This is a genomic window from Streptomyces sp. P1-3 (assembly GCF_050613155.1).
Classification (GTDB): Bacteria; Actinomycetota; Actinomycetes; order Streptomycetales; family Streptomycetaceae; genus Streptomyces.
This window is the reverse complement of record NZ_CP192512.1, coordinates 2,626,146-2,651,520: the sequence shown is the minus strand read 5'-3', so window position 1 is coordinate 2,651,520 and position 25,375 is coordinate 2,626,146. Positions and strand designations below refer to the sequence as shown.

General features: G+C 74.5%; 16 protein-coding genes and 2 pseudogenes. 11 read left to right on the top strand and 7 right to left on the bottom strand.

The genetic code is table 11. The annotated features are described in order from the left end of the window. Positions 1 to 103: 103 nt before the first annotated feature. A complete protein-coding gene (locus tag ACQUSR_RS10880; protein WP_431042360.1) occupies positions 104 to 2,374 on the bottom strand; it encodes a DEAD/DEAH box helicase in 2,271 nt (756 codons plus the stop codon). 343 nt (positions 2,375 to 2,717) lie between these two features. Here ACQUSR_RS10880 and ACQUSR_RS10875 point away from each other — a divergent pair, with 343 nt between their 5' ends. Further along, positions 2,718 to 3,464: a ferritin-like fold-containing protein gene (locus tag ACQUSR_RS10875; RefSeq protein WP_431042359.1), complete on the top strand. Its 747-nt coding sequence runs from the start codon at positions 2,718 to 2,720 to the stop codon at positions 3,462 to 3,464. 82 nt (positions 3,465 to 3,546) lie between these two features. On the opposite strand, the gene ACQUSR_RS10870 is transcribed toward ACQUSR_RS10875, so the two are convergent. The 4 genes from ACQUSR_RS10870 to ACQUSR_RS10855 all read right to left on the bottom strand — a co-directional run bounded on the left by ACQUSR_RS10870 (position 3,547) and on the right by ACQUSR_RS10855 (position 5,481). After that, entirely contained in the window at positions 3,547 to 3,840 is a 294-nt protein-coding gene (locus tag ACQUSR_RS10870) for a hypothetical protein (RefSeq protein ID WP_431042358.1), read from the bottom strand. Positions 3,841 to 4,114: 274 nt separating this feature from the next. Then, positions 4,115 to 4,342, bottom strand: coding sequence for a DUF3107 domain-containing protein (locus ACQUSR_RS10865; protein ID WP_431042357.1), 228 nt, complete (start codon positions 4,340 to 4,342; stop codon positions 4,115 to 4,117). Between the two features lie 144 nt (positions 4,343 to 4,486). Continuing rightward, the gene (locus tag ACQUSR_RS10860) at positions 4,487 to 5,125 is read right to left on the bottom strand and encodes a TetR/AcrR family transcriptional regulator (protein WP_431042356.1); all 639 of its coding nucleotides are present in this window, start codon (positions 5,123 to 5,125) and stop codon (positions 4,487 to 4,489) included. A 134-nt stretch (positions 5,126 to 5,259) separates the two neighbouring features. Next, positions 5,260 to 5,481 carry a hypothetical protein gene (locus ACQUSR_RS10855; RefSeq protein WP_431042355.1) on the bottom strand — a complete coding sequence of 74 codons (222 nt, stop codon included), beginning with the start codon at positions 5,479 to 5,481 and terminating at the stop codon, positions 5,260 to 5,262. Between the two features lie 138 nt (positions 5,482 to 5,619). Between ACQUSR_RS10855 and ACQUSR_RS10850 the strand changes: the two genes are divergently transcribed. From ACQUSR_RS10850 to moeZ, 8 genes and pseudogenes are all read left to right on the top strand, one after another. Next, the gene (locus ACQUSR_RS10850) at positions 5,620 to 6,594 is read left to right on the top strand and encodes an alpha/beta fold hydrolase (protein ID WP_431042354.1); all 975 of its coding nucleotides are present in this window, start codon (positions 5,620 to 5,622) and stop codon (positions 6,592 to 6,594) included. Then, positions 6,578 to 8,314 carry a DUF3152 domain-containing protein gene (locus tag ACQUSR_RS10845; RefSeq protein WP_431047501.1) on the top strand — a complete coding sequence of 579 codons (1,737 nt, stop codon included), beginning with the start codon at positions 6,578 to 6,580 and terminating at the stop codon, positions 8,312 to 8,314. The genes ACQUSR_RS10850 and ACQUSR_RS10845 overlap by 17 nt, the downstream gene beginning before the upstream one ends. A 271-nt stretch (positions 8,315 to 8,585) precedes the next feature. Further along, positions 8,586 to 10,622, top strand: a complete 2,037-nt coding sequence (locus ACQUSR_RS10840) for a DUF3492 domain-containing protein (RefSeq protein WP_431042353.1) — start codon at positions 8,586 to 8,588, stop codon at positions 10,620 to 10,622. Positions 10,623 to 11,398: 776 nt separating this feature from the next. Continuing rightward, on the top strand, positions 11,399 to 12,802 hold the full coding sequence (locus ACQUSR_RS10835; protein WP_431042352.1) for a hypothetical protein: 1,404 nt from the start codon (positions 11,399 to 11,401) through the stop codon (positions 12,800 to 12,802). Between the two features lie 173 nt (positions 12,803 to 12,975). Beyond that, positions 12,976 to 13,750, top strand: a pseudogene (locus ACQUSR_RS10830) (NAD-dependent epimerase/dehydratase family protein); the annotation flags it as partial. 86 nt (positions 13,751 to 13,836) lie between these two features. Next, positions 13,837 to 13,983: pseudogene (locus ACQUSR_RS10825) on the top strand (reductase); the annotation flags it as partial. Further along, a complete protein-coding gene (locus ACQUSR_RS10820) occupies positions 13,971 to 14,738 on the top strand; it encodes a spherulation-specific family 4 protein (RefSeq protein WP_431042351.1) in 768 nt (255 codons plus the stop codon). The pseudogene ACQUSR_RS10825 and the gene ACQUSR_RS10820, both read left to right, overlap by 13 nt. 61 nt (positions 14,739 to 14,799) lie before the next feature. Further along, on the top strand, positions 14,800 to 15,978 hold the full coding sequence (moeZ, locus tag ACQUSR_RS10815) for an adenylyltransferase/sulfurtransferase MoeZ (RefSeq protein WP_431042350.1): 1,179 nt from the start codon (positions 14,800 to 14,802) through the stop codon (positions 15,976 to 15,978). Between the two features lie 76 nt (positions 15,979 to 16,054). Here moeZ and ACQUSR_RS10810 read toward each other — a convergent pair whose 3' ends face one another. Then, the gene (locus tag ACQUSR_RS10810) at positions 16,055 to 17,656 is read right to left on the bottom strand and encodes an alpha/beta hydrolase (protein WP_431042349.1); all 1,602 of its coding nucleotides are present in this window, start codon (positions 17,654 to 17,656) and stop codon (positions 16,055 to 16,057) included. 2 nt (positions 17,657 to 17,658) lie between these two features. After that, entirely contained in the window at positions 17,659 to 20,733 is a 3,075-nt protein-coding gene (locus ACQUSR_RS10805) for a lysylphosphatidylglycerol synthase domain-containing protein (RefSeq protein ID WP_431042348.1), read from the bottom strand. A 188-nt stretch (positions 20,734 to 20,921) separates the two neighbouring features. On the opposite strand from ACQUSR_RS10805, the gene ACQUSR_RS10800 reads away from it, so the two are divergent. Both ACQUSR_RS10800 and ACQUSR_RS10795 read left to right on the top strand, forming a co-directional pair. Next, complete coding sequence (locus tag ACQUSR_RS10800) at positions 20,922 to 21,329, top strand: MGMT family protein (RefSeq protein ID WP_431042347.1); 408 nt, start codon at positions 20,922 to 20,924, stop codon at positions 21,327 to 21,329. 260 nt (positions 21,330 to 21,589) lie between these two features. Then, positions 21,590 to 25,327, top strand: coding sequence for an ATP-dependent helicase (locus tag ACQUSR_RS10795; RefSeq protein WP_431042346.1), 3,738 nt, complete (start codon positions 21,590 to 21,592; stop codon positions 25,325 to 25,327). Positions 25,328 to 25,375 lie beyond the last annotated feature (48 nt).

The following is a 25,375-nucleotide window of genomic DNA, read 5'->3' as shown; positions in this document are numbered from 1 at the left end:
GGTCACCCGGCCCGACCTGACCCGGCGGCGGGCCGCCCGGACCTCGAACAGGCCGAGGGCCCGATCCGTACGGATCGGGCCCTCGGTGGGTTACCGGCTCGCGTCAGCTCTCCGGCGTGGCCTCCGCGGTGGCCGGGGCCGCCGCCCGCGTGCGGCGACGGCGGGCCGGCTTCGCCTCGGCGGCGTCGGCGGCCTCGACCGGGGCGGCGGCCGCCTCGGGGGCGGTCGCCGCGGCCTTGCGGGTGCGGCGGCGGGGCGCGGCGGGGGCCTCGGCGGTCTCGGCCGCGCCTTCCGCCGTCTCGGCCACGGCCTTGCGCGTGGCGCGGCGGCGCGGCTTGGCCGGAGCCTCCTCCGCGAGGGCGGTGCCCGTCGTGCCTTCGGCCGTCTCCACGGCCTCCGCCGCCTTGGCGGCGGTGCTGCGGGTGCGGCGGCGCGGCTTGGCCGGGGCCTCAGCCGCCGGAGCGGCCTCCGTCGTGGCCTCGGCGGCGTCCACGGCCACCTCGGCGGGGGCGGTGGCGGCGGCCTTGCGGGTGCGGCGGCGCGGCTTGGCCGGAGCCTCAGCCGATTCCGCCGTCTCGGCCGTCTCGGCCGCCTCGACGGTCGTGCTCTCCACGGTGTCCACCGCGGCCTCCGCCGCCTTGGCGGCGGCGCTGCGGCTGCGGGTGCGGCGGCGCGGCTTGGCCGGGGCCTCGACCGCGTCCACCGCGGCCTCGGCCGGCGCGGTCGGGGCAGCCGTCTCCGGCGTCTCGTCCGGCGTCGACCGGTCCGTGCCCTCGGCCGTCTCGACGGCCTGCCCGGCCGCCGACGCGGCACTGCGCGTACGGCGCCGGCGGCGCGGCTGACGCGGCTCGGCGGCGGGCGCGGAGTCCGCCGCTTCGGCGCCCTCGGCCGTCGCCACGGCCTCGGCCGCCGCGGTGTCCGCGCCGGTCGCGCCGTCCACGGTCACGCCGCCGCGGGTGCGGCGCCGCTGGCGCGGCGTACGCGTGCGCTTGGGGCGCTCCTCGGCGGCCGGCTCAGTGGAGCGGCCCCCGCGGCCACGGCCGCCGCGGCCGCCCCGGCCGGTCTCGCCGAGGTCCTCGATCTCCTCGGCGGCCAGCCCGGCGCGGGTGCGCTCGGCGCGCGGCAGGACACCCTTGGTGCCCTCGGGGATGCCCAGCAGCTCGTACAGGTGCGGGGAGGTGGAGTACGTCTCCTCGGGCTCGCCGAACGACAGGTCCAGCGCCTTGTTGATCAGCTGCCAGCGCGGGATGTCGTCCCAGTCCACCAGCGTGATGGCCGTACCCGACGCGCCCGCGCGGCCGGTGCGGCCGATGCGGTGCAGGTAGGTCTTCTCGTCCTCGGGCGACTGGTAGTTGATGACGTGCGTCACGCCCTCGACGTCGATACCGCGCGCGGCCACGTCGGTGCAGACCAGCACGTCGACCTTGCCGTTGCGGAACGCCCGCAGCGCCTGCTCGCGCGCGCCCTGGCCGAGGTCGCCGTGCACCGCGCCCGACGCGAAACCGCGACGGGAGAGCTGGTCGGCGATGTCGGCGGCGGTCCGCTTCGTACGGCAGAAGATCATCGCCAGTCCGCGGCCGTCGGCCTGCAGGATGCGGGCGACCATCTCCGGCTTGTCCATGGAGTGTGCGCGGAAGACGTGCTGTGTGATGTTGGCCACAGTCGCGCCCTCGTCGTCCGGCGCGGTGGCGCGGATGTGCGTGGGCTGGGACATGTAGCGGCGGGCCAGGTTGATGACCGCGCCCGGCATGGTCGCCGAGAACAGCATCGTCTGGCGCTTGGCCGGAAGCATGTTCATGATCTTCTCGACGTCGGGCAGGAAGCCGAGGTCGAGCATCTCGTCGGCCTCGTCGAGGACGAGCGCCTTCACGGACGACAGGCTCAGCTTCTTCTGGCCGGCGAGGTCGAGCAGTCGGCCCGGGGTGCCGACGACCACGTCGACGCCCTTCTTCAGGGCTTCGACCTGCGGTTCGTAGGCGCGGCCGCCGTAGATCGGCAGGACGCGGACGTTACGCACCTTGCCCGCGGTGAGCAGGTCGTTGGTGACCTGCTGGCACAGCTCGCGGGTGGGGACGACGACCAGCGCCTGCGGGGCGTCGGTCAGCTGCTCGGGCTTGGCCCGGCCCGCCTCGACGTCCGCGGGGACGGTGACGCGCTCCAGCAGCGGGAGGCCGAAGCCCAGCGTCTTGCCGGTGCCGGTCTTGGCCTGGCCGATGACGTCGGTGCCGGCGAGGGCGACCGGGAGCGTCATCTCCTGGATGGGGAAGGGGGTGATGATGCCGACGGCTTCCAGGGCCTCGGCGGTCTCGGGCAGGATTCCGAGTTCGCGGAAAGTAGTGGACAGGATGCTTGCCTCTTCTGTGAGACGCGCCATGAGGCGACGAAGGGGGTCGCGTACCGCGCCGGGTCATGCGCCGGCCATGGGAGGCCGGACGGCGCGGGACCACTGCCTTCGCTCTGGCACTCATGCCGCGAGCGGGTCCCTCCTGCTGTGCGTACGTCTGCATACGCGCCGCACGGAGGGCGGTCGGTTTGGAGCCGATCGGGCCACCGACCGGGCATCCGCATTCGTGGAACAACCCGCCGATACTCGACGGGCGCCATATCACTGTACCCCGGATGCGCGCATGTGTGACCGGGTGACCGAACGCACGGCTGATCGGGGAGTCGCTGACCAGGGACTTCCTTCGGGCGGAGAGCGGACTATTGTGCGCAGCATGGAGACGCCTGACACGCCAGAGAACACCCCTGCCGACACCGAGCAGCCCACCGGCATCGCCGCCCAGGACTGGACCCGGGCATCGGCGGACCCGCAGTACCGGGCCGCCGTGGTGGACCTCCTCGGGGCCCTGGCCTACGGCGAGCTGGCCGCCTTCGAGCGGCTCGCGGAGGACGCCAAGCTGGCGCCGACGCTCGACGACAAGGCCGAGCTGGCGAAGATGGCGTCGGCCGAGTTCCACCACTTCGAGCAGCTGCGGAACCGGCTGGCGGCGATCGGCGAGGAGCCGACCACGGCCATGCAGCCGTTCGCCGCCGCGCTGGACGAGTTCCACCGCCAGACGGCGCCGTCCGACTGGCTGGAGGGCCTGGTCAAGGCGTACGTCGGCGACTCGATCGCCAGCGACTTCTACCGCGAGGTGGCGGTCCGGCTGGACGCCGACACCCGCGCCCTCGTCCTCCAGGTGCTCGACGACACCGGCCACGCGACCTTCGCCGTGGAGAAGGTGCGGGCCGCGATCGAGTCCGAGCCGCGGGTCGGCGGCCGGCTGGCCCTGTGGGCGCGCCGCCTGATGGGCGAGGCGCTGTCGCAGGCGCAGCGGGTGGTCGCCGATCGCGACGCGCTGTCCACCATGCTGGTGGGCGGGGTGGCGGCCGGCTTCGACCTCGCCGAGGTCGGCCGGATGTTCTCGCGGATCACCGAGGCGCACACCAAGCGGATGGCCGCGCTGGGCCTGGCGGCATGACGCCCGGCGCCTGCCGGGCCGACGCGGCCCGGCAGGCGCGGCAGCGTGCCCGCCCGCCCGCATGCCCGTGACCGGACTCAGGTCAGGCGGTGGCCGATCGGCGCACCGCGGTGGCCGCGTGGCGGGGCCGGGCGGGCCGGACCAGCAGGGACAGCATCGCCACCGTGAAGACGAGCGCGGTCAGCAGCGTGGCCGCCGCATGGCCGGAGCCGAGCACCGCGTGCGCGGGAAACGTACCCAGCAGGGCGGCGACCGGGCCGGTGGACAGCACCAGGGACCTGGCGGGGAGCCGTCGCCGTGGCAGCCAGCGCGCCACCGCGTACGCGAGGGCGAAGCCGATCAGTGCCGAGCCGAGCGCTTCCCAGACCAGGATCATGGTGCGTCCCTCCGTTGAGCGGACCCGACCGGCTCCCGCGCGCCGGTCGCAGCGGTCCTACCCCCGCTCCGGCGCGGGCAACCATGAACTCCTCCGCGCGGCCGGGGCGCCCGCCGGGCGTACGGCGCACGGCGGCTGGGCGGTGTGGCACACGGCCGCCGGACGGTGTGGGTGCGGCAGCCCGGCGTACGACGTGCGACGGGTACGGCATACGACGGCGGCGGGGTCCCGTTTCCCGGGACCCCGCCGCCGTGCCGCGACAGTGCGATGCGCTCTACAGCGCGCTGAAGCCGACCTTGCGGACGGTCGGCTCGCCGATCTCGACGTACGCGAGCCGGTCGGACGCGACCAGGACCTTGCGGCCACGGTCGTCCACCAGGCTCAACAGCTCCGCCTTGCCGGTGAGCGCGTCGGACACCGCGCGCTCGACCTCCTCGGCAGACTGCGCGCTCTCCAAGATGATCTCGCGGGGCGCGTGCTGCACGCCGATCTTGACCTCCACGGCTATGTCCCTCCGACGGTCAGTTGAGGTGCGCGGCCAGCCGCGCCGTACGCAGCACACATTAGCCCGGCGCGGCCGGGCGCCGAGCCGTGCGGGCGCACGCCCGCAGCGAACAAGGCGCCGGTCCGTGCGGCTCGTCGAGGGTCAGTGCGGCTCGCTGCCGTGCAGCGGGAAACCGGCGATGCCGCGCCAGGCGAGCGAGGTGAGCAACTGGACCGCCGTGTCGCGCGGTACCGCGCTCTCGCTGGAGAGCCAGTAGCGCGCCACGACCTGGGACACCCCGCCCAGGCCCACCGCGAGCAGCATCGACTCGTCCTTGGACAGGCCGGTGTCCTCGGCGATGACCTCGCTGATCGCCTCGGCGCACTGCAGTGACACCCGGTCCACGCGCTCGCGCACCGCGGGCTCGTTGGTCAGGTCGGACTCGAAGACGAGCCGGAAGGCGCCGCCCTCGTCCTCCACGTAGGCGAAGTACGCGTCCATGGTCGCCGCGACCCGCTGCTTGTTCTCCGTCGTCGACGCCAGCGCGGTGCGCACCGCCTGCAGCAGCGCCTCGCAGTGCTGGTCCAGCAGGGCCAGGTAGAGGTCCAGCTTGCCGGGGAAGTGCTGGTAGAGAACGGGCTTGCTGACGCCCGCGCGCTCGGCGATGTCGTCCATCGCCGCCGCGTGGTAGCCCTGGGCCACGAAGACCTCCTGGGCCGCGCCCAGGAGCTGGTTGCGTCGGGCTCGGCGCGGAAGGCGCGTGCCTCGCGGACGCACCTCGGTCTGCTCGATGGCTGTCACGCCGCCTCCCATGGATTGTTCCGTGCGCGGTGTTCACCGCGCACGCCATCGTACTTTTGGGTAACAGTGACGCGCGCGTCCGTGCGGAGGATTTCACGGATCGGACACTGTAGGAAGCCGACAAAAGGTGCAGGTCACCGGTACTCGTCCTCGTTCTGCTCGACCACGCGTGCCTGCTCGGCGCGGTCCGCTTCGGTGGCGGAGCCGAGGTCGGTGCCCGTCATCGGATCGTCGTGCTGCGGGGAGAGCTCGTGATGCTGCTCGGCGGCGTCGGTCACCGGCGCCTCGATGTCGCGCTCGGTGGCGGCGTCCGCGTCGTCCTCGAAGGAGTCGGGCTCGTTGGGGTCGGCAGTCATGTGGCTCCGCCCTTTCCAGGTGGTTTCCAGGGAATCGCCCTATGTGTACGAGCGTAGGAGACGGGGCTTCCAGGCGCTATGCGTTCTGTGACGGCGAACACACAAGCGCGAGCGTGATCGTCTCGTAACATTGCCCGCATGTCTTCGACCGAGTCGCCGGGTGCCCGCATCCTCCCCATGGTGTCGCCGGTGCGGCCCGCCGACGTCGGCGCGGGCGAGAAGGTGCGCGCTGAGAGCCTGCCCGGCCTCACCCTGACCGTGCGGTCCCGCCCGCCCGCCCGGGACGGGCTGCCCCCGATGCTGTGCGTGCACGGACTCGGCGGCTCCTCGCTGAACTGGTCCGCGCTCATGGGGGCGCTCGCCGGCCGGGTGGACAGCGAGGCCCTGGACCTGCCCGGCTTCGGCGACTCGCCGCCGCCGGACGACGGCGACTACTCGATCACCGGCCAGGCGCGGACCGTCATCCGCTTCCTCGACGCGAGCGACCGGGGCCCGGTTCATCTGGTCGGCAACTCCATGGGCGGCTCGATCGCCGTACGGGTGGCGGCGGTCCGCCCCGATCTGGTGCGCACCCTGACACTGATCTCGCCCGCGCTGCCCGAGCGGCGGCCGCAGCGCACGGCGCTGCCGACGGGCCTGCTGGCGGTGCCCGGCGTGGCCCGCCTCTTCGTCCGCATGACCAGCGGCTGGACCATCGAGCAGCGGACGCGCGCGGTGCTGGCGCTCAATTACGGCGACCCGTCGCGGGTGGCGCCGGAGGTGCTCGCCGCGGCGGTCGCGGAGCAGGAGCGGCGAGCCGACCTGCCGTACTTCTGGGACGCCATGGCCCGATCCGCGCGCGGCATCGTCGACTCCTACACCCTCAGCGGCCAGCACTCGCTGTGGCGGCAGGCGGAACGGGTGCTCGCCCCCACGCTGCTCGTCTACGGCATGCGGGACCAGCTCGTCTCGCACCGGATGGCGCAGCGGGCCGCCAGGACCTTCCGTGACGCGCGGCTGCTGAGCCTGGTGGACTCCGGACACGTATCGATGATGGAGTACCCGGACGAGGTGGCACGCGCCTTCACGGACCTCCTCGGTGAATACGACGGAAGCGGTGCGGCTCGTGGGTAAACACAGCGCACGGGGGAGCAAGGAGCACCACGCGGGCCGGGAGAAACCGGCCGGCGGGGCCGGCCAGCCCGCCCCCGGGCGGATAGCCGGGAACGAGCCGTACGCCGCCCAGCCGCCCGCCGCGTCCCACGAGCCGGGCTACGACCCCGGCCGGTATCCGGTCGGCCCGTACGACACGGGTGAGTACCGGATGGGGCCGTACGACACGGGGGAGTACCCGGTCGGCCCCTATGACACCGGCGAGCACCCGGCCGGGCCCTACGGCGTGGGGTACGACACCGGGCAGTACGCGCCCGTCTACGACACCGGTGAGCTGCGGCTCGGCCCGTACGGCACCGGGTACGACACCGGACGGCAGCAGGCCGTCCAGGACACCGGCGCGTTCGCCGCCTGGGATGGCCACCCGTACGAGACGGGCAGCCATGCTGTGCCGCAGGCCCGGGGCGGACATCCGGAGCAGCGCGAGCCGGGCGGTGGCTGGGGCGCCTTCGGCGACAGCGGCGCCGGTCCGGCCGCTCAGGGGACGCACTCCCCGGACTTTCGGCCTGGAGGACCGCCGGCCGGCACCGTGACGGAGCCGCCGCGGACGGCGGGCCCGCGGGCCGCCGCCCCCGGGGTGCGGGTGCCCGGTCCGCGCAAGGAGTACGTGGCGGCGTTCGACGACCTCGACGCCCGCGACGCGGCCCGGCACGGCGATGTGCGCGGCGCCGCCGCGGCCGGCGGAATCCGGGAGGCGGACCCGGCGGCGGGCAGCGCCTCCGAGCCGGTGCTTGGTTCCGGCGGCGTGAAGGACGGCGTGAAGGACGGCGGCCCCGAGGGCAGCCCCGAGGGCGGTCCCTCGAGCGGCGCCAAGGGCGGCGGCTCCGGCCGCCGGGCGCGGGGCGCGAAGTCCGCGGGCCCGGCGAAGCCAGGCCGGGGCCGCAGGCTCACCGGCATCGCCGCGGCCGCCGTGACCACCGTGCTGGCCGTCGTGGTGACCGGGCAGATGACCGGCGGCACGAAGAAGGGCGACACCGCCTCGTCCCAGCCGCCCGGCGGCACCGCGGACCGGGGCGACCGGGCCTCGCGCGATGGCGACCGCCCCACCCCCACCCGTACGGCGACGCCGCCCGCACCCCGTACGTACGCCGAGAAGATGGCGGCGAAGTACCCGCTGGACGAGCGCCTCCAGGCGTCCGGCGCGTTCACCACCATAGGTGGCGGGGACAAGGCGCCGGGCCGCGGCGAGGTGGTGCGCTACCGCGTCGACGTGGAGAAGGGGCTACCGCTGGACGGCGAGCTGTTCGCCGAGGCGGTCCACAAGACCCTCAACGACGACCGGAGCTGGGGCCACGGCGGCACCCGCCGCTTCGAGCGCGTCTCCTCCGGCGACGTCCGCTTCGTGATCAGCCTGGCGAGCCCGGGGACCACGGCCAAGTGGTGCCTCAAGTCCGGCCTGGACACCACGGAGGACAACGTCTCGTGCGACTCCGCCGCCACCAAGCGCGTCATGATCAACGCCTACCGGTGGGCGCAGGGCGCGCGCACCTTCGGTGACGACAAGCTGCACGCCTACCGCCAGATGCTCATCAACCACGAGGTGGGCCACCGGCTCGGGCGGAACCACGAGGGGTGCTCCAAGCAGGGCGCACTCGCCCCGGTGATGATGCAGCAGACGAAGTTCCTGGAGACCGACGGCGCGACCTGCCGCCCCAACGCCTGGCCGTTTCCCGAGTCCTGAGGTCATGGGGCCGGGCCGTCCGCGGCCCGGCCGGCCGCGTCTGTGACGGACCCTCAACGACGGTGCGGGCCGACCCAGTTGACGCCCAGAGGTGCACTGACGGCACACGGGGTTACCAACCTAACGCCCAGGGGCCGGGAAAGTCACGGGTGTTCACCCCTTTTGGTGGCGCGACGGACAACCGTCCGTCGCGCCACCGTCGTACGCGCATAACGTGCTTCCGCTGCTGCCGTGACGGTGGCTGCCGACAGGGAGGATCGGGGGTGCACACGTGCGCGTGGGACTGCTCACCGAGGGTGGGTATCCGTATGCGTCCGGTCAGGCCAGGCTCTGGTGTGACCGGCTCGTCCGCGGGCTCGCCCAGCACGAGTTCGAGATCTACGCCCTGAGCCGGAGCGCGCGCCAGCACGCCGAAGGCGCCCGCGGCTGGGACCGGCTGCCGCCGCAGGTGCGGGGCGTGCGCACGGCCGCGCTGTGGGGGGATCCGCCGAGACCGGAGGCGAGCGGATCCGCCGGGTGCGGCCGGGCCGCCGGTTCCGCCGCGTACGGCCGCCGTGAACGGGCGCGGTTCGCCGAGCACTTCGCGGAGCTGGCGTCGGCGATCAGCGCACCGGCCGGAACCGGTGGCGGCCGCGGGGTTCAGGCGGACCGTTTCGCCAACGGCCTGTACGGGCTGGCCGCACTCGCGCGCGAGCACGGCGGACTCCCCGCGGCCCTACGCTCCGAACACGCCTTGCGCGCCCTGGAGCGCGCCTGCCACACGCCCGGCGCACTGCGCGGCGCGTACCAGGCGCGGGTCACCGACCTGCTGGCCGTCGCGGAACGGCTGGAGCGCCTGCTGCGCCCGCTCTCGCTCGACTGGTACGGATCCGGGCACGGCGGCGAGGACGACGGCGGTGGAGATGTCGGCGCGGGCGGCTACGGGCATGGCGGCGCGGGCGGCCACGGACACGCGTGCCGGGGCGCGTGCCGGGGTGCGTACGGGGCCGGGAGCGGCCGCGGCGGCTGGCGCGGCCGGGACGCCGGGGCGGGCAGGGGCCCCGCGTCCGGCGGCGGACTGGCGGCCGTCGACCTGTGCCACGCGGCCTCGGGCGGCCCCGCCGCCCTGCCGGGCCTGCTGGCCAAACGCTTCTTCGGTACGCCGCTGCTGGTCACCGAGTACGGCGCGCGGCTGCGGGAGCACTACCTCGCGTACGCCACCGCGCCCCTGTCCACGCCGGCGCGCACGCTCCTGGCCTCCTTCCACCGGCAACTGGCCGCCGAGGTCTACGCCCAGGCCGCGCTCATCACGCCCGGCAACACGCACACCCGCCGGTGGCAGGAGCGCTGCGGCGCCGACCGCGGCCGACTGCGCACCGTCTACCCCGGCATGGACGCGAGCCGCTTCGCCGAGGTGGGGGAGGACGGGGAGAGCGCCGCGACCGCCGGGGGCGGGACAGGCGCGGCCGACGACGGGCGGACGCTGCTGTGGACGGGCCGGATCGAGCCCGGCAAGGACCTCGTCGGGCTGCTCCACGCCTTCGCCCACGTCCGGCGCACCGAACCGGCGGCCCGGTTGCGTGTCGTCCGGACCAGGTGGGCCGCCCCGAGCCCGGAGGCGGCCCGGGAAGCGCGCGACTACGCCGTCCAGTGCCGCGCGCTCGCGGCCCAGCTCTTCCCCGACGAAGCCGCGGACGCCCGGACTCCGGGTGAGAGCCCGGTCTCCTTCGAGGAACTGGGCGCGCCTGAAGCGCCGGACCTGCCGGAGGTCTACGCGACGGCCGGTGTGGTGCTGTCGTCCAGCGTGGTCGAGGGATTCCCGGTCGGGCTCGTCGAGGCCATGTTCTGCGGGCGGGCCACGGTGTCGACGGACGTCGGGGCGGTGTGCGAGGTCATCGGCGGTACGGGACTCGTCGTCCCCCCGCGCAATCCGCGGGCGCTCGCGGACGCGTGCCTCGCGCTGTTGCGCGACCCTGAACGCCGTACGCGCCTGGGCGCCGCCGCACGCGCCCGCGCACTCGAACTCTTCACCGTCGAGCAGAACACCGCCGCCTTCGGCGACATCTATCTGGAGCTGATGTCGCACTGCCCCGTGCGGCGCGAGGAGGTCGGCGAGGACGGCGCGCCGCTGCCGTTCGCCCGCCCGGCGGAGGCGCATGTCCCCGGCCGCTGGACGGCGGCCACCCCGAGCAGGCGCCTCCCGGGCCGCATCCCGGCCGACCAGACCGCCCCGGTCCACACCCCGAGCTGGGCCGTGGCCGCCCACCGCCCGGCACCGTCGCCGGCCCGCACGACGCCCGGCTCCCCGTGCCCTGAGGAGCGCGCATGACCACCCCGGGCGGCGAAGGGCTGCCGAAGGACGCGGTCGGACGCAGGGCGGCTGGTCCGAAATGGGCCCGGCACCGGCACGACGAGCCCGCGTCGACGGCCCAGGAGGCCCTGCCGCCCCGTGCGGCCGGGCATGCCGAGACCCCGTCGTCCGGCCTGGTTCGGTGGCCGGACGACGGTCGGACGCAGGGCGCGGCAGACGCCCGGACCCCGCGGAGCCCCGCGCCCGCCGACCGGAGCGTGCGGACCGGCGCGCCCGCCGGTCCGCGCCGTACCCGCTCGGGCGACGAGGCGGGCGGGGACGCGGGAGCCCGGTTACCCGATGACGACGCGCACGACCCGGCTCGGCCCCCGGCACCGGCCCCCCCGCGGACCGACGCCGAGGCGGGGCACTCCGTCCCGGTCGCATCCCAGGAGGGGCCGGGCGGGGCTCCGGGCGAGACGGTGGGGACGGCGTATCCCGGATCAGCGTCTGATCCGGCTCTGCCTACCGCAGGCGACCGGGCTCTGGCGCCGCCCTCTGCGCCGGTGGGCGTTGATGCCCATGGTCCCGATCCGGAACCCAGCCCCGCGTCTGATCCGGCTCCGCCTTCCGCGGGTGACCGGGCCCCGGCGGTTCCGCCCTCGTCGGGGGACACGGACGCCCCGGAGCCCGATCCGGCGGGAGCGGCGGGTGCGGAGGGGCGCGGACCCGTGTCAGGGGGCGTGCGGCGGCGTGGCGTCGGGGGCCTCGAAGGAGGGCGGGCGCGGGCTTCGCGTACGAAGACCGCCGACCCCGTGCGCGCGCTCATGCTGCGGCATCGCGAGTTGTGTGAGCGGGCCGTCGACCCGTTGGAGATCGCCGCCGGGCTGGAGGCGCGGGGGGTCACCGACCGTACCGCCGCCCGATTCCGGCACCGGGACGTGTTCTCTCTCGCCGAAGAACTGCACGCCCGCGTGCCGCGCGCCGAAGAGCTGCCTGCCGGACGGCTGGTCGTGCCCGCGCCCGCTCCCGCGCCGGCGCCCACGGACCTCCGCACGCCCGCGCGCATCGGGGCGCGGGCGGGAGCCCTCGCGCTGTATCTCGCGCCCGGCGCACTCTGCGCCGCGACGGTCGCCGCCGTCCGAAACGCCGACGCGCAGACCGCGCAGGCCGCCCGATGGGGCATCGGCGGGGGCGGCGCCGTGCTGGTGGCCGTCGCCCTCGCGCTGTGCCTACGGCGCGGCGCCCTGCGCGGCATCGGCCCCGTCCGCCTCAGCGGCATTGGCCCCGTCCACCTCACCGGCCTGTTGTGCACCGCCTGGCTCGTCGCCTACGCCCTCTTCGGCGGGCCGCTCCTCATGGAGTCGCTGCGCGGCGGGCCCGACACCCGGTGGCCCGCCGCCGGTCCCGTGCTCGCCTCCGATGCCGCGCCGACCGCCGTCGGGCTGGCCCTGGCCGTGCTGCCCGCGGCCTGGTGCGCTCGCTGGTTCTCCGTACGGGTACGGCGCAGGCTCGTCGCGGCCCACGGCCTTGAGGAGTTCGCGGGCGGTGTGCGGCCGCTGCTCGCCGGGACCGTGGGGCTCTTCCTCTGCGCGCTGCCGCCGCTGTTCGCCGCCGCCCGGTTCGCCTTCCCCGGCCCCACCTATGGCGCCGCGCCGATGGCCGCCGCCGTCGCCCTGGCCGGACTGCTGTTCCTGGCCCGGTTGCTCGCGGCCCACGGCCGCGCCGCCGCGGCCGTGACCGGCCCCGCCACCGCCTGCGCCGTCGAGATGGCGTCCCTGTGCACCGTGTTCGCCGCCCGCCTGCCCGGTTGCGGGGCGCTCCGGGACCCGGTGGAGTGCGCGGTCACCGTCTACGGTCCGGCCGCCGTTCCCGTGGCCGCCTGCGCGCTCGCCGCCCTGGCCCTGCTCGGCCACGCGCTCGTCGTCCTGGGCCGGGCCTCGGCCCACAGCGCTCCGCCCTTGGGCCCCGCGCCCAACGTCCCCTCGTACGGGGCTCCTTCGTACGACGTCCCCGCGCCCAACGTTCCCTCGTACGGGGCCCCCTCGTACGACGTCCCCGCGCCCAACCTCCCTTCGTACGACGTCCCCCCGTACGACGCCGCGCCTCATGCCACCCGCGCGCCCAACGCCACCGTCCACCGGGCTCCGGGCCCGCCCGCCCGGCTCTGGACGGCGCCGCCGCCCACCGCTCTCCCCGCCCCCGAGGCGCCCTCATAGCGCGCCGTACCCCCGCATCCCGTCCCTCCGACCGACCACCCGCCTCGCCGACACCGACCCACCTCTCCGCGAACTCACGAGGAGCAACGAAGATGACCGTCCATCCCTCCGGCCCCCTCCGGCCGTCCTTCCGGAACGCCGCAGGCGCCCGCCCAGCCGTGGGAGCGTGACCGATGAGGGTTCTGCTTCTCGGATCCGGCGGATATCTCGGCCGCTATGTCGCCGAACACCTGCTCGCCGACCCGTCGGTCCAGCTCACCGCCCTCGGCCGCGGCGACGACGCCGACGTCCGGTTCGATCTGTCCACCGGCAGCCCCGGCGCGCTCACCCGCTTCCTGGACGCCGTCCACCCCGGCGTCGTCATCAACTGCGCCGGCGCGACCCGCGGCGGCGCCCGCGAGCTGACCCGGCACAACACCGTCGCCGTCGCGACGGTCTGCGAGGCGCTGCGCCGCAGCGGCTGCGCGGCCCGCCTGGTGCAGATCGGCTGCTCCTCCGAGTACGGGCCCTCGCAGCCCGGCTCCTCCACGGCGGAGGACGCCGTGCCGCGCCCCGGGGGTCCGTACGGGGTGAGCAAGCTGGCCGCCACCGAGCTGGTCCTCGGCTCCGGCCTGGACGCCATCGTGCTGCGCGTGTTCTCGCCGGTCGGCCCCGGCACCCCGGCCGGCTCCCCGCTCGGTCGGCTCGCCGACGCGATGCGCCGCGCCATGCAGTCCGGCGACGGCGAGCTCAAGCTCAGCGGCCTCGGCGTCCAGCGCGACTTCGTGGACGTACGGGACGTGGCGCGGGCGGTGCACGCCGCCTCGCTCTCCGCCGCGCAGGGCGTGGTCAACATCGGCAGCGGTCGCGCCGTGCGGCTGCGCGACGCCGCCGCAGTCCTCGCCCGGGTCGCCGGGTTCGCCGGCTCACTGAACGAGGTCGACGTCCCGGCCGCCCGGCAGCCCCTGGCGCAGGCCGTGGGCGGGCCCCAGGGCGCGGGAACCGGCGTCCCCGCTTCCGTCGCCGCGCATGCCGACCAGCACGGCGCCGCCGCCCCGGCCGCGTACCCGTACCCCGACGGCTGCGGCGCCTGGCAGCAGGCCGACGTCCGCACCGCCCGCGACCGGCTCGGCTGGCGGCCGCGGATCGCCCTGGAGGAGTCGCTCGCCGACATCTGGATGGAGGCGGCGTGTCGCATCTGATCTCCCCCGGGCCCCGCGCCGCCGCCGCGCCGACCGCGGCCCGCCTGGGCTTCGGCGTGCCCGGATACGCCCACCCCCTGGTGGCCCCCACCGAGTGGGCCGAGCTGACCCGCGTCGGCCTCCCCCTCCACTGGGCCGTCCTGAACGTCGCGCGCGGACCCGGCGCCCGCCCCGACCCGCACTGCCTCGCCGCGACCGCCCGGCTGCGCGGGGCGGGCGGCCGCGTCCTGGGGCATCTGGACGTCCGCGCCGGCACCCGGCTCCTGGGCGAACTGGTCTCCGACGCCCACCGCTACCTCGACTGGTACGGCGTCGAGGGCTTCTACCTCGACCGCTGCCCCGCGGAGCGCCCCGGCCTTCCCGAGGCCCGCCGGGTGGCCACCGCCCTGCGCGCCCTGCGGGGCGGCGCGTACCTGGTGTTCGGGCACGGCACACATCCGCACCCGGGATACGGGGAACTCGCCGACCAACTGGTGACCTTCCGCGGCACCTGGGCCGACTACCGCTGGTCCCAGGCGGCGGAATGGACCGCAAGCCATCCGCCGGAGCGCTTCTGCCACCTGGTGCACGGCGTGCCCCGCCCGCATCTGGACGAGGCGCTGCGCATCGCCCGCTGGCAGGGTGCGGGAACGATCTACTTCACCGACCGCACGGCCGGGCCCGGCCAGGACGCCGGCGCCGCGGACCCCTGGGAGGCCCTGCCCGGCTACTGGGACGAAATCGTCTCGCGGATCGGACCTGGTGTCTCGGAATGAGAAGGGGCGTGGCAGTGTTACGGAAGGAACAACCGACGCTCCCACCTCTTACGGAGTCCCCGTGTCGCTGCCACCCCTGGTCGAGCCGGCTGCCGAGCTCACCGTCGACGAGGTCCGCAGGTACTCGCGCCATCTGATCATCCCGGATGTCGCGATGGACGGACAGAAGCGGCTGAAGAACGCCAAGGTCCTCTGTGTGGGCGCCGGCGGTCTCGGCTCGCCCGCCCTGATGTACCTCGCCGCGGCCGGTGTCGGCACCCTGGGCATCGTGGAGTTCGACGAGGTCGACGAGTCGAACCTGCAGCGCCAGATCATCCACAGCCAGGCGGACATCGGCCGGTCCAAGGCGGAGTCCGCCAAGGAGTCGGTCCTCGGCATCAACCCGTATGTGAACGTCGTGCTGCACGAGGGGCGCCTCGAAGCCGACAACGTGATGGAGATCTTCTCCCAGTACGACCTGATCGTGGACGGCACGGACAACTTCGCCACCCGCTATCTCGTCAACGACGCGTGCGTGCTGCTGAACAAGCCGTACGTCTGGGGTTCGATCTACCGCTTCGACGGCCAGGCGTCCGTCTTCTGGAGCGAGCACGGCCCCTGCTACCGCTGCCTGTACCCGGAGCCCCCGCCGCCGGGCATGGTGCCGTCCTGCGCCGAGGGCGGCGTGCTCGGTGTGCTGTGCGCCTCCATCGGGTCGATCCAGGTCACCGAGGCCATCAAGGTGCTGACCGGCACGGGTGAGCCGCTGGTCGGCCGCCTGATGATCTACGACGCCCTGGAGATGACCTACCGCCAGGTGAAGGTCCGCAAGGACCCGAACTGCGCGGTCTGCGGCCCGAACCCGACCGTCACCGAGCTGATCGACTACGAGGCGTTCTGCGGTGTGGTGTCGGAGGAGGCCCAGGAGGCCGCCCTCGGCTCCACGATCACTCCGAAGCAGCTCAAGGAGTGGATCGACGGGGGCGAGAACATCGACATCATCGATGTCCGCGAGCCGAACGAGTACGAGATCGTCTCGATCCCCGGCGCCCGGCTGGTCCCGAAGAACGAGTTCCTGATGGGCGGCGCCCTCCAGGACCTCCCGCAGGACAAGAAGATCGTCCTGCATTGCAAGACGGGTGTCCGCTCGGCGGAGGTCCTGGCCGTGCTGAAGTCCGCGGGCTTCGCGGACGCCGTCCACGTGGGCGGCGGAGTGATCGGCTGGGTCAACCAGATCGAGCCGGAGAAGCCGGTCTACTGACCGAGAGCGCTACAGGAAGGGGCCGGACCGCGTCGCAGCGGTCCGGCCCCTTCGCGTCTACGCGCGGGTCGTGGCCCTACGAGCAGGTCGTGCCGCTCGCCGGGACCTTCCCCTCCAGCAGGTACGCGTCGACGGCCTGCTTCAGGCAGCTGTTGCCGCTGTTGTAGCCGCCGTGGCCCTCGCCCTTCAGGGTGACCTCGATGCCCACGCCGTCGCCCAGCTCCCGGGCCATCTTGCGCGCGCCCTCGTACGGGGTAGCCGGGTCGCCGGTGTTGCCGATGACGACGATCGGGGCCGAGCCCTTCGCGCCGACCTCCGGGCGGTCGGTCTTGCCGGCGGCGGGCCAGCCGGTGCAACCGGTCATGCCCCAGGCCATCGACTCGCCGAAGACCGGTGACGCCTTGCGGAACTCCGGCAGCTTCGCCCGCACGTCCTCGGCCGTGTACCGCTGCTTGTCGTCGACGCAGTTGATGGCGCGGTTGGCCGCCTGCATGTTGGCGTATCGGCCCTGCTCGTCACGGCTGAGGTAGTTGTCGGCGAAGAGGAGCAGCATGTTGCCCTTGCCCAGCCGCATCGCCTCGTTCAGCGCGATCGTCAGATACTGCCAGTTCTCCTGGTTGTAGAGCGCGGCCGCGACACCGGTGAGCGCCAGCTCCTGGGTGAGCTTGCGTCCGCCGTCGGCCTCCAGCGGCTTCTTGTCCAGCTTCTTCAGCAGCGTGACGATCTTCTGGCTGCCCGCGGCGCCGCCGCTGCCGGTCGGGCAGAGCTCACCCTTCTTGGCGCAGTCCTTCATGTAGTTGTCGAGTGCGAGCTGGAACCCCTTGGCCTGGCCGATGGAACCGGTGACCGGGTCCTCGGTCGGGTCGACGACCGCGTCCAGCACCGAACGGCCCACGTTCTTCGGGTACAGGTGGGCGTAGACGCCGCCCAGCTCCGTGCCGTAGGAGATGCCGAAGTAGTACAGCTTCTTGTCGCCGAGGACCTGGCGCATCAGGTCCATGTCGCGGGCGGCGCTGACGGTGTCGACGTGCGGCAGCACCTTGCCGGAGTTCTTCCGGCAGGCGTCGATGTACCTCTTGTTGGCGGCGGCCATCGCCGCCACCTCGGCCTCGTCGTCAGGGGAGCTGTCGACCGTGTTGAGCTTGTCGAGTTCCTTGTCGCTCAGGCAGCGCACGCCCGCGCTCTCGCCCACGCCCCGCGGGTCGAAGCTCACCAGGTCGTAGCGCGAACGCAGGGTGTCGTACTCCTCGGCGAAGGCGGGGAGCCCGGCGACGCCGGAGCCGCCGGGCCCGCCGAAGTTGAAGACGAGCGAGCCGATCCGCTTGCCCTTGTCCTTGGCCTGCGCGCGGATCAGGGCGACGTCGATGGTGTCGCCGTCCGGCTTGGCGTAGTCCAGCGGGGCCTTGAGGGTGGCGCACTCCCAGTCGCTGCCCGGAGCCGCTCCCCCGCCGCCCTGCGCCGGGGTCGGGGCCGCGCACTCCTTCCAGTTCAGCTTCTGCTGGGTGAGGCCGGCGGGCAGGCTGCCCGCGGGGGTCGAAGAGGAGGCCGAGGAGGAGGGGTCGGCCGAGGAGCTGTCCTTGTCGTCGTCACCGCCGCAGCCGGTGAGGGCGGCGAGCGCGATCGCGAGGGTCGCGGAGACCAGGGCTCTGGTCCGCGTGGTCCGTATGGAACTCGGCATGTTTACAGTGCCTCTTTGCGTGTGAGGTGGCTGAAGGACAGCCAGCCCGGCAGTACCGGCAGCCAGAATGTCATCAGCCGGAACAGGAACACCGCGGGGGTCGCGGTCTCGTACGGCAGGCCCGCGAAGGTCAGACCCGTGATCAGCGCCGCCTCGACCGCGCCCACACCGCCCGGAGTGGGCGCCGCCGACCCCAGCGCGTTGCCCGCGAGGAACACCACGGCGATGCTCGCGTAGCTCAGATCACCGCCGAACGCCCTGATCGACGCGTCCAGGCACATCACGAAGGCGGCCGTGAGCAGGAGCATTCCACCGATGCCCGCCACCAGCTTCTGCGGTCGCTGGAGTACGTCCAGCATGCGCGGGACGACACCGGCGAACAGCGAACGCACGCGAGTGGAAACGAACTTCCGCAGTGCGGGGATCGCCGTCACCACCAGCGCCAGTACGGCGGCCGTCAGCAGTCCGGCGATCACGGTGCGGGACGGCGAGAGCGTCGGGGTGCGCTCGGTCCCGGTGATGTAGCCGAAGGTCATCAGCAGGATGATGTGGCTGGCCAGGCCGAAGAGCTGGGAGGCGCCCACACTCGCCACCGCCAGGCCCGGCCGTACCCCCGCGCGCTGCAGGAAGCGGGTGTTGAGCGCCACGCCGCCGACCGCCGCGGGCGCCACCAGCTTGGCGAACGAGGCGGCGACCTGCGCCAGCACCGTCCGCCCGAACGGCACCTTCTCCGGGACGAACCCCAGCAGGCTGATCGCCGCGGCCACGTAGGTGAGCGCGGAGAAGACGAGGGCGATCGCCACCCAGAAGTAGTTCGCGCCGCTGATCACCGTGCCCAGCTGGATGTGGGTGAACTGCGACAGCAGGAAGTACGCGGCGAAGGCACCGGCGCAGAAGGTCACCAGGGTGCGCGGTTTGATGCGCTCCAGGCGCACCGGCTCTATGGGCGCCTGCGGCCGCTTCAGCAGCACCTGCTGCCGGATCTGGGAGAGCAGGTCCTCCTCGCGGGCCTCCTCCAGCGCCTCGTCGATCGCGCGCTTCTCGGCCTCCTTCTCCGCCTTCACCGCCTGCTTCTCGGCCTTCGCCGCCTTGCGGTCGCTCACCTGGCCGGGCTGCCCGGCGACGGTCTCCGCCTCCTGGGCCTCCGCCTCCCCGCGGGCCTCCTTGACGGCCTTCCTGGCGCGGGACGCCTCCAGTACCGCCTCGCGATGGCGCTCCGCGCGCTCCCGCGCAAGGTGGCGCAGCGTCGCGCGGGTCCCGCGGTTGAGAGCGAGCGGTTGCAGCAGCGGAAGCGCGTCGGCGACCGTGTCCGGTCCGAGGACGTCCACGGCGGCGGCCACCGACCGCTCCGGGCCGACCCGCAGCGCGAGCGTGGTGAGCAGCTGGGCGATGTCCATCCGCAGTACCAGGTCGCCCGCCGCGATCTCGCCGCCGCGCAGGTCGGTGAGGATCACCCTGCCGGAACGATCCACCAGGAGCGCGCCGCCGTCCAGCCTGCGATGGGCGATCCGCCGCGACTGGAGCGCCTTGACCTGGTGCCAGGCGCCCGCCAGCAGTTCGTCGGTGACCTCCTCGTCCGGCAGGGAGTTCAGCGAGCGGCCGCCGATGTGCTCGTAGACCAGCATCACGGCGTCCGGGCCCAGCTCGGAGGTGGCGATCAGCTTGGGCGCCGCGGCACCGGCGGCGATCGCCGCGTACGCCAGCAGTGCCTCCTGCTCCAGCGCCTGGCGCAGCGACTGGAGGCTGCGGGGCTGGGTGATGCTGCGCAGCGCGAGCCGCTGCCACAGGCGGTAGAAGAAGCCCCGGGCCTGCTGCTCGCGGTCCACGACGGTCACGTCCAGCGGCGGGCCGTCCTCCAGCGTGACCAGGTACCGGCGGCCCCGGTCGCCGGGCGCGCCCGAGCGGCCCTCGCCGCCGTCGCCGTCGCCTTCGTATGGCTCGGCGTCCTCGGAGCGCATCGCGCTGACGGGCTTGAACCCGACGCGGCGCAGTCCGGCGAGCAGGTGCTGTCCAGTGGGGCGCACGTTCGGGGAGCCGACGGCGTACAGCGTGCCGTATGCGACGGTCCAGCCGATCAGCACGGTGATGATGATGGCGAACGGGGTGGTGTAGCCGCCGATGAGCACCGCGAAGGCGTCCAGCAGCAGCACGCACCACATGGCCACCCGCCAGCGCGGTCTGCGGGCCATGCCGACGGCGGTCATATAGGCGATGACCGGGGCCAGATAGCCGTGCACCGGGTCGCTGAACGTGCCGCCCGGCGACTCCTGTGTGAGGGCCTCGCGGATCGACTCGGGAGCGCCCTCGGCGACCCACAGGTCGGTGGCCAGGGAGACGCCGTGGGCGAGCACGGCGGCGAGTACGCCGTCCGCGATCCGCAGTCCGTCGCGTTTGACCAGCCGTTCGACGGCGAAGGCCACCGGCAGGATGAGCACCGCGACGCTGGCGCCCAGCCCCGCCAGGTCGATCAGCAGCGCGGGCGCCTCCTCGGTGCCCTCGCCGATGTCCTTCTCCAGCCCGCTGGTGGTGCCGTGCGCGAAGGCGGAGATGGCCAGGACGATGCCGATGCCGAGGACGCCGAGCAGCAGCCGCAGCAGGTCGGAGGGGCGGTGGACGCGGGCGGGGAGCAGCGGTTCGTCGCCGGAGACCCGGCCGATCCGCGGGCCGGGGCCGTCGCCGGGCCCGTCGCCGGAGACGGCGTGGCTGCCGTGCGGACGGCGGTCGCGGTGCTCGTCGGCGGGTTCCCCCTCGTCTCGCCGGCCGCGCGGGGCGGGTGGTTCGTCGTGCTCGTGGCCGGCGTGCGGGGCGGGTGGTTCGTCGTGCTCGTGGCCGGCGTGCGGGGCAGGTGGTTCGTCGTGCTCGCGTGGACCGTCCTGCGCGGAGCCATGGGCGTCGGAAGGCTCGGCGCCCTCCCCGGCGTCGGCCGGGGGCCGAGCCTGGGGCTCCGGGGCGGGCTTGGTCAACGAGGTCCGCGGGGCGCGGGGCGTGCCGGAGCGCGGCAGCACATCAGGGGCGCGGGCCTCGTCCGGAGGCTGCGCACCTTGCTGCTCGTCTGTCTCTTCTTGATCTCGTATCACCAGTCACCGCCCGGAAGATGGTGGCATGACCGGGCTGAGGAGGAGGGCATCAGGGGGTGTCTCGGGGCCGTGAAATTCGGATCGTACGGACTGTAGCCGGTCGCCGTACAGAGGGTGACCGAATTCGGGTCCGGCTGTGGACATCGTTCTCCGGGGCGTTGTCGGTGGCGTACGGCAAGATGGGCCGGATGAGTCCGGAGAGCGAGGAAGCACGGGCCGTGGACGCTCCCCCAGCCGGCGACGCCGGGGGATCCCCCCTGCCCGAGTACGCGGAACGGGTCCTGGAGGTCGCCGAGCTGATTCCGTCCGGCCGGGTGATGACGTACGGGGACGTGGCCGAGTGGCTGGGCGAGGGCGGCCCGCGGCAGGTCGGGCGCGTCATGGCGCTCTACGGAGGGGCCGTGCCCTGGTGGCGCGTGGTCCGCGCGGACGGCCGTCTGCTGCCCGGCCACGAGGTGCGCGCCCTGGAGCACTACCAGGAGGAGGGCACACCGCTGCGGGCGGCGGCGCGCGGCGCCCAGGGCCACATACCGCGCCTCGATCTGGCCGCGGCCCGATGGGACGGCGGCGTCGACGGAGACATCCCTCACACCTGACAGCTTCGGCGACCGGAGGGCCTCGCGTCTGCCCCCGGCCCCGCGGGCCGTCCGCACAGCGGGCGACCGCCGCGCAGAGGGGCGTGGCCGACCGGCCCCCGCCCGCACTGGCGTAGCGTCGGGGGAGCCCTGTGCCGCCCGCGGCACGCCGACCGGCCTCACCGCCCGGCCACCGCCCGGCGGACCCGGTCGTACCGGACACGGCTGTGCCGCATACGGCCGTTCGAAACCCAGCACACCCACCAGGACCGGCGATCCACGTGAGCTCCTCCTCCTCGTCCCTTGCGCGGCAGCGGCAGGTGCGGCAGCCGTCCACGGGTACGTACCGGTTGGTACGTACCCCGCCGGGGCCGGTCACCCCTCCTGTCCTGGACGCCCGGCAGCGCGCCGTGGTTGACCACGCGGACGGGCCGCTCCTGGTGCTCGCCGGACCGGGCACCGGCAAGACCACCACGCTGGTGGAGGCGGTCGCCGAGCGCGTACGGCGGGGCGCCGACCCCGATCGGCTGCTGGTCCTGACCTTCAGCCGCAAGGCGGCGGTCGACCTGCGCGACCGGATGGCGGCGCGCCTGGGGGGCGCCCGCGCCCCGCAGGCCACCACCTTCCACTCCTACTCCTACGCCCTGGTCCGCGCCCACCAGGACGCCGACCTCTTCGCCGATCCGCTGCGGCTGCTGTCCGGCCCGGAGCAGGACGTCGTCGTCCGGGAGCTCCTCGCGGGCCAGACCGAACTCGCGCGCGAGGGCCGCGCCACCGCCCACTGGCCGGACGAGCTGCGCGCCTGCCTGACCACGCGGGGCTTCGCCGACGAGGTGCGCGCGGTCCTCGCACGCAGTCGCGAACTGGGCCTGGGCCCCGGCGCCCTCGGCGCCTTCGCCGCCAGGACCGGGCGGCCCGACTGGGGCGCCGCCGCCGCGTTCCTCGCCGAGTACCTCGACGTCCTCGACGCCCAGGGCGTCCTCGACTACGCGGAACTGGTGCACCGGGCGGTGCTGCTCGCGGAACGCCCGCACGTGGCGGCGGGGCTGGCCGGGGCGTACGACGCGGTGTTCGTCGACGAGTACCAGGACACGGACGCGGCACAGGTGCGGCTGCTGCGCGCGCTGGCGGGCAACCCGAAGCCCGGGCGCGGCGGGCGTGCGCATGGCGGTGGCGCCGGGCGGCGGGGCGGTGCGGCGCGCCGGGACGATGCGGCACGGCAGGGCGACGCCGAGTGGCAGGACGGTGCCGCGGGTCGTGATGGCGCCGGGCGGGACGATTCCGGGCGACGTGGCGATCCCGCGCGGCGGGCGGGCCGCGCGCTCGTCGTCTTCGGCGACCCCGACCAGTCGATCTACGCCTTCCGCGGCGCTGACATCAACGGCATCCTCGACTTCCCGCACGCCTTCCCGCGCCCTGACGGCACACCCGCGCCGGTGGCGGTCCTCGGCACGTCCCGGCGCTCGGGCGCGGCCCTGCTGGCCGTCACCCGCCTGATCGCCCAGCGGATGCCGCTGACCAGGCTCCCGGCGGACGCGGTACGCGCGCACCGCGACCTGTCGGCGGCCCGGCCCGGCGGCCGGGCCGAGGCGTACACGTACCCGACGGCCGGGGCGGAGCTGGACAACGTCGCCGACATCCTGCGCCGCGCCCACCTGGAGGACGGGGTGCCGTGGCGCGACATGGCCGTACTGGTACGCGCCGGAGGCCGCTCGCTCCCGGGCGTACGCCGCGCGCTGACGGCCGCGGGCGTACCGGTGGACGTGGACGGCGACGACATCCCCCTGCGGAACGAACCAGCGGTGGCCCCACTGCTCACGGCCCTGCGCGTGGCGGCGACGGCGGCCCTGCGGGACACGGCGGGCCCCGGACCGCTGGGCGGGCTCCCCGAAGACGGCGCCGGCGTCCTGAGCCCCGCGCCGGCGGATGACGTCCAAGGCGCCGGTGTTCCGGGTCGCGTGTCGGCGGGTGACAGCGATGGTGCTGCCGTTCCGGGTTCCGTGTCGGCGGATGGCGGCGATGGTGTCGGCGTTCCGGGTCCTGTGTCGGTGGGTGGCGGCGATGGTGCCGGTGTTCCGGGTCCTGTGTCGGTGGATGACGGCGACGGGGTCGGTGCTCCGGGTCCCGCGTCGGCGGGAGGCGCGGCCGGGATGGACGCCGAGACCGCCCTCACCCTGCTCACCTCCCCGCTCGGCGGCATGGACGCTGCCGATCTGCGCCGCCTCGGCCGTGCCCTGCGCGAAGAGGAGCGTGCCGCCGGGGCCACCGTGCCGCGCCCGTCCGACGTCCTGCTCGCCGAGGCGCTCGCCGAACCCGAGCGGTTGGTCGCCCACGACGCCTCGTACGCGCGCGGCGCGCGACAGCTCGGCCTGCTGCTGCGGCGCGCCCGCACGCTGCTGGCGGACGGCGGCACCGCCGAGCAGGCGCTGTGGGAGCTGTGGGACGGCACCCGCTGGCCGCGGCGTCTGCGGCACGCCGCGCACCGCGGCGGCGCCGCCGGCCGCAACGCCGACCGCGACCTCGACGCCGTATGCGCGCTCTTCGAGACCGCGGCCCGCGCCGAGGAGCGGACCGGCGGCCGCGGCACGCTCAACTTCCTGGAGGAGCTCGACGCCCAGGACATCGCCGCCGACACGCTCTCCGGCCGCGCCGTCCGCCCCGACGCCGTACGCCTGATGACCGCGCACCGCGCCAAGGGCCTCCAGTGGCGGCTGGTCGTCGTCGCGGGCGTACAGGAAGGGCTCTGGCCCGACTTGCGGCGGCGCGGTTCGCTGCTCGAAGCCGACCGCATCGGCCGGGACGGGCTGGCCGAGCCGCTGTCCCAGGGCGCGTTGCTCGCCGAGGAGCGGCGGCTGTTCTACGTGGCGGCCACCCGGGCCCGTGAACGCCTGGTCGTCACCGCCGTCAAGGCCGCCGCCGAGGACGGCGACCAGCCCTCCCGCTTCGTCGCCGAACTGGGCGTCGAGCCCGTGGACGTCGCGCACCGCCCGCGCCGCCCGCTGTCCGTCGCCGCGCTCGTCGCCGAGCTGCGCGCCACCACCGTCGACCCCGAGGCGTCGGACGCGCTGCGGGACGCCGCCGCCCGGCGGCTGGCCCGGCTCGCGGCGCTGCGCGACGACGACGGCCAGCCGCTGGTCCCGGCGGCGCACCCCTCCCGCTGGTGGGGCCTGGACGAGCCGACGCGCAGCACGGTCCCGCTGCGCGACCGCGATCGGCCCGTCGCGCTGTCCGGCAGCGCCCTGGACCAGCTGGTGAACACCTGCTCCCTCCAGTGGTTCCTGGGCCGGGAGGTCAAGGCCGACGCACCCGCGACCGCCGCCCAGGGGTTCGGCAACGTGGTGCACGTACTGGCCGACGAGGTGGCCGTCGGGCGCACCCCGGCCGATCTCGCCGTCCTTATGGAGCGACTGGACTCCGTATGGGAGGCGCTCGCCTTCGACGCGCCGTGGAAGTCACGGCAGGAGAAGGAGAACGCGCGGGCGGCGCTGGAGCGCTTCCTGCGCTGGCACGTCATGGAGCGCGGCGGCCGCACCCCCGTCGCCACCGAGCACGACTTCGACGTCACTTTGGAGGCCGACGCCTACCAGGTGCGGATCCGCGGCAGCATGGACCGGGTGGAGCGGGACGCCGCCGGGCACGCGTACGTCGTCGACTTCAAGACCGGCAAGCAGCCCGTCGCCCGGGACGCCGTCGCCCGCCACCCGCAGCTCGCGGTCTACCAGCTCGCCGTCCGCGAGGGCGCGGTCGACGGCCTCTTCGACGGCACCCGCCCCGAGCCGGGCGGCGCCGAACTCGTCCAGCTCAGGCAGGCCGCCGCCAAGAAGGACGGCGGCGAGGCCGTGCCCAAGGTGCAGGCCCAGGAGCCCCTCGCGGGGGAGTGGGTCGGTGAACTGCTCGCCGAGGCGGCGGGGCGCGTCCTGGACGAGCGTTTCGCCCCGAGCACGGGCGACCACTGCGGCCGCTGCGCCTTCCGGAACGCGTGCAGCGCCCGACCCGAGGGCCGCCACATCGTGGAGTAGCCGGCGGAGCCGCGTTGTCAGCGGAGCCGCGTTGTCAGAGGGTGCCGA

Bases quoted from the DNA above. Each gene is read 5' to 3' on its own strand.
- ACQUSR_RS10880 (WP_431042360.1), bottom strand. From the start codon at position 2,374: ATGGCGCGTCTCACAGAAGAGGCAAGCATCCTGTCCACTACTTTCCGC.
- ACQUSR_RS10875 (WP_431042359.1), top strand. From the start codon at position 2,718: ATGGAGACGCCTGACACGCCAGAGAACACCCCTGCCGACACCGAGCAG.
- ACQUSR_RS10870 (WP_431042358.1), bottom strand. From the start codon at position 3,840: ATGATCCTGGTCTGGGAAGCGCTCGGCTCGGCACTGATCGGCTTCGCC.
- ACQUSR_RS10855 (WP_431042355.1), bottom strand. From the start codon at position 5,481: ATGACTGCCGACCCCAACGAGCCCGACTCCTTCGAGGACGACGCGGAC.
- ACQUSR_RS10850 (WP_431042354.1), top strand. From the start codon at position 5,620: ATGTCTTCGACCGAGTCGCCGGGTGCCCGCATCCTCCCCATGGTGTCG.
- ACQUSR_RS10810 (WP_431042349.1), bottom strand. From the start codon at position 17,656: ATGCCGAGTTCCATACGGACCACGCGGACCAGAGCCCTGGTCTCCGCG.
- ACQUSR_RS10800 (WP_431042347.1), top strand. From the start codon at position 20,922: ATGAGTCCGGAGAGCGAGGAAGCACGGGCCGTGGACGCTCCCCCAGCC.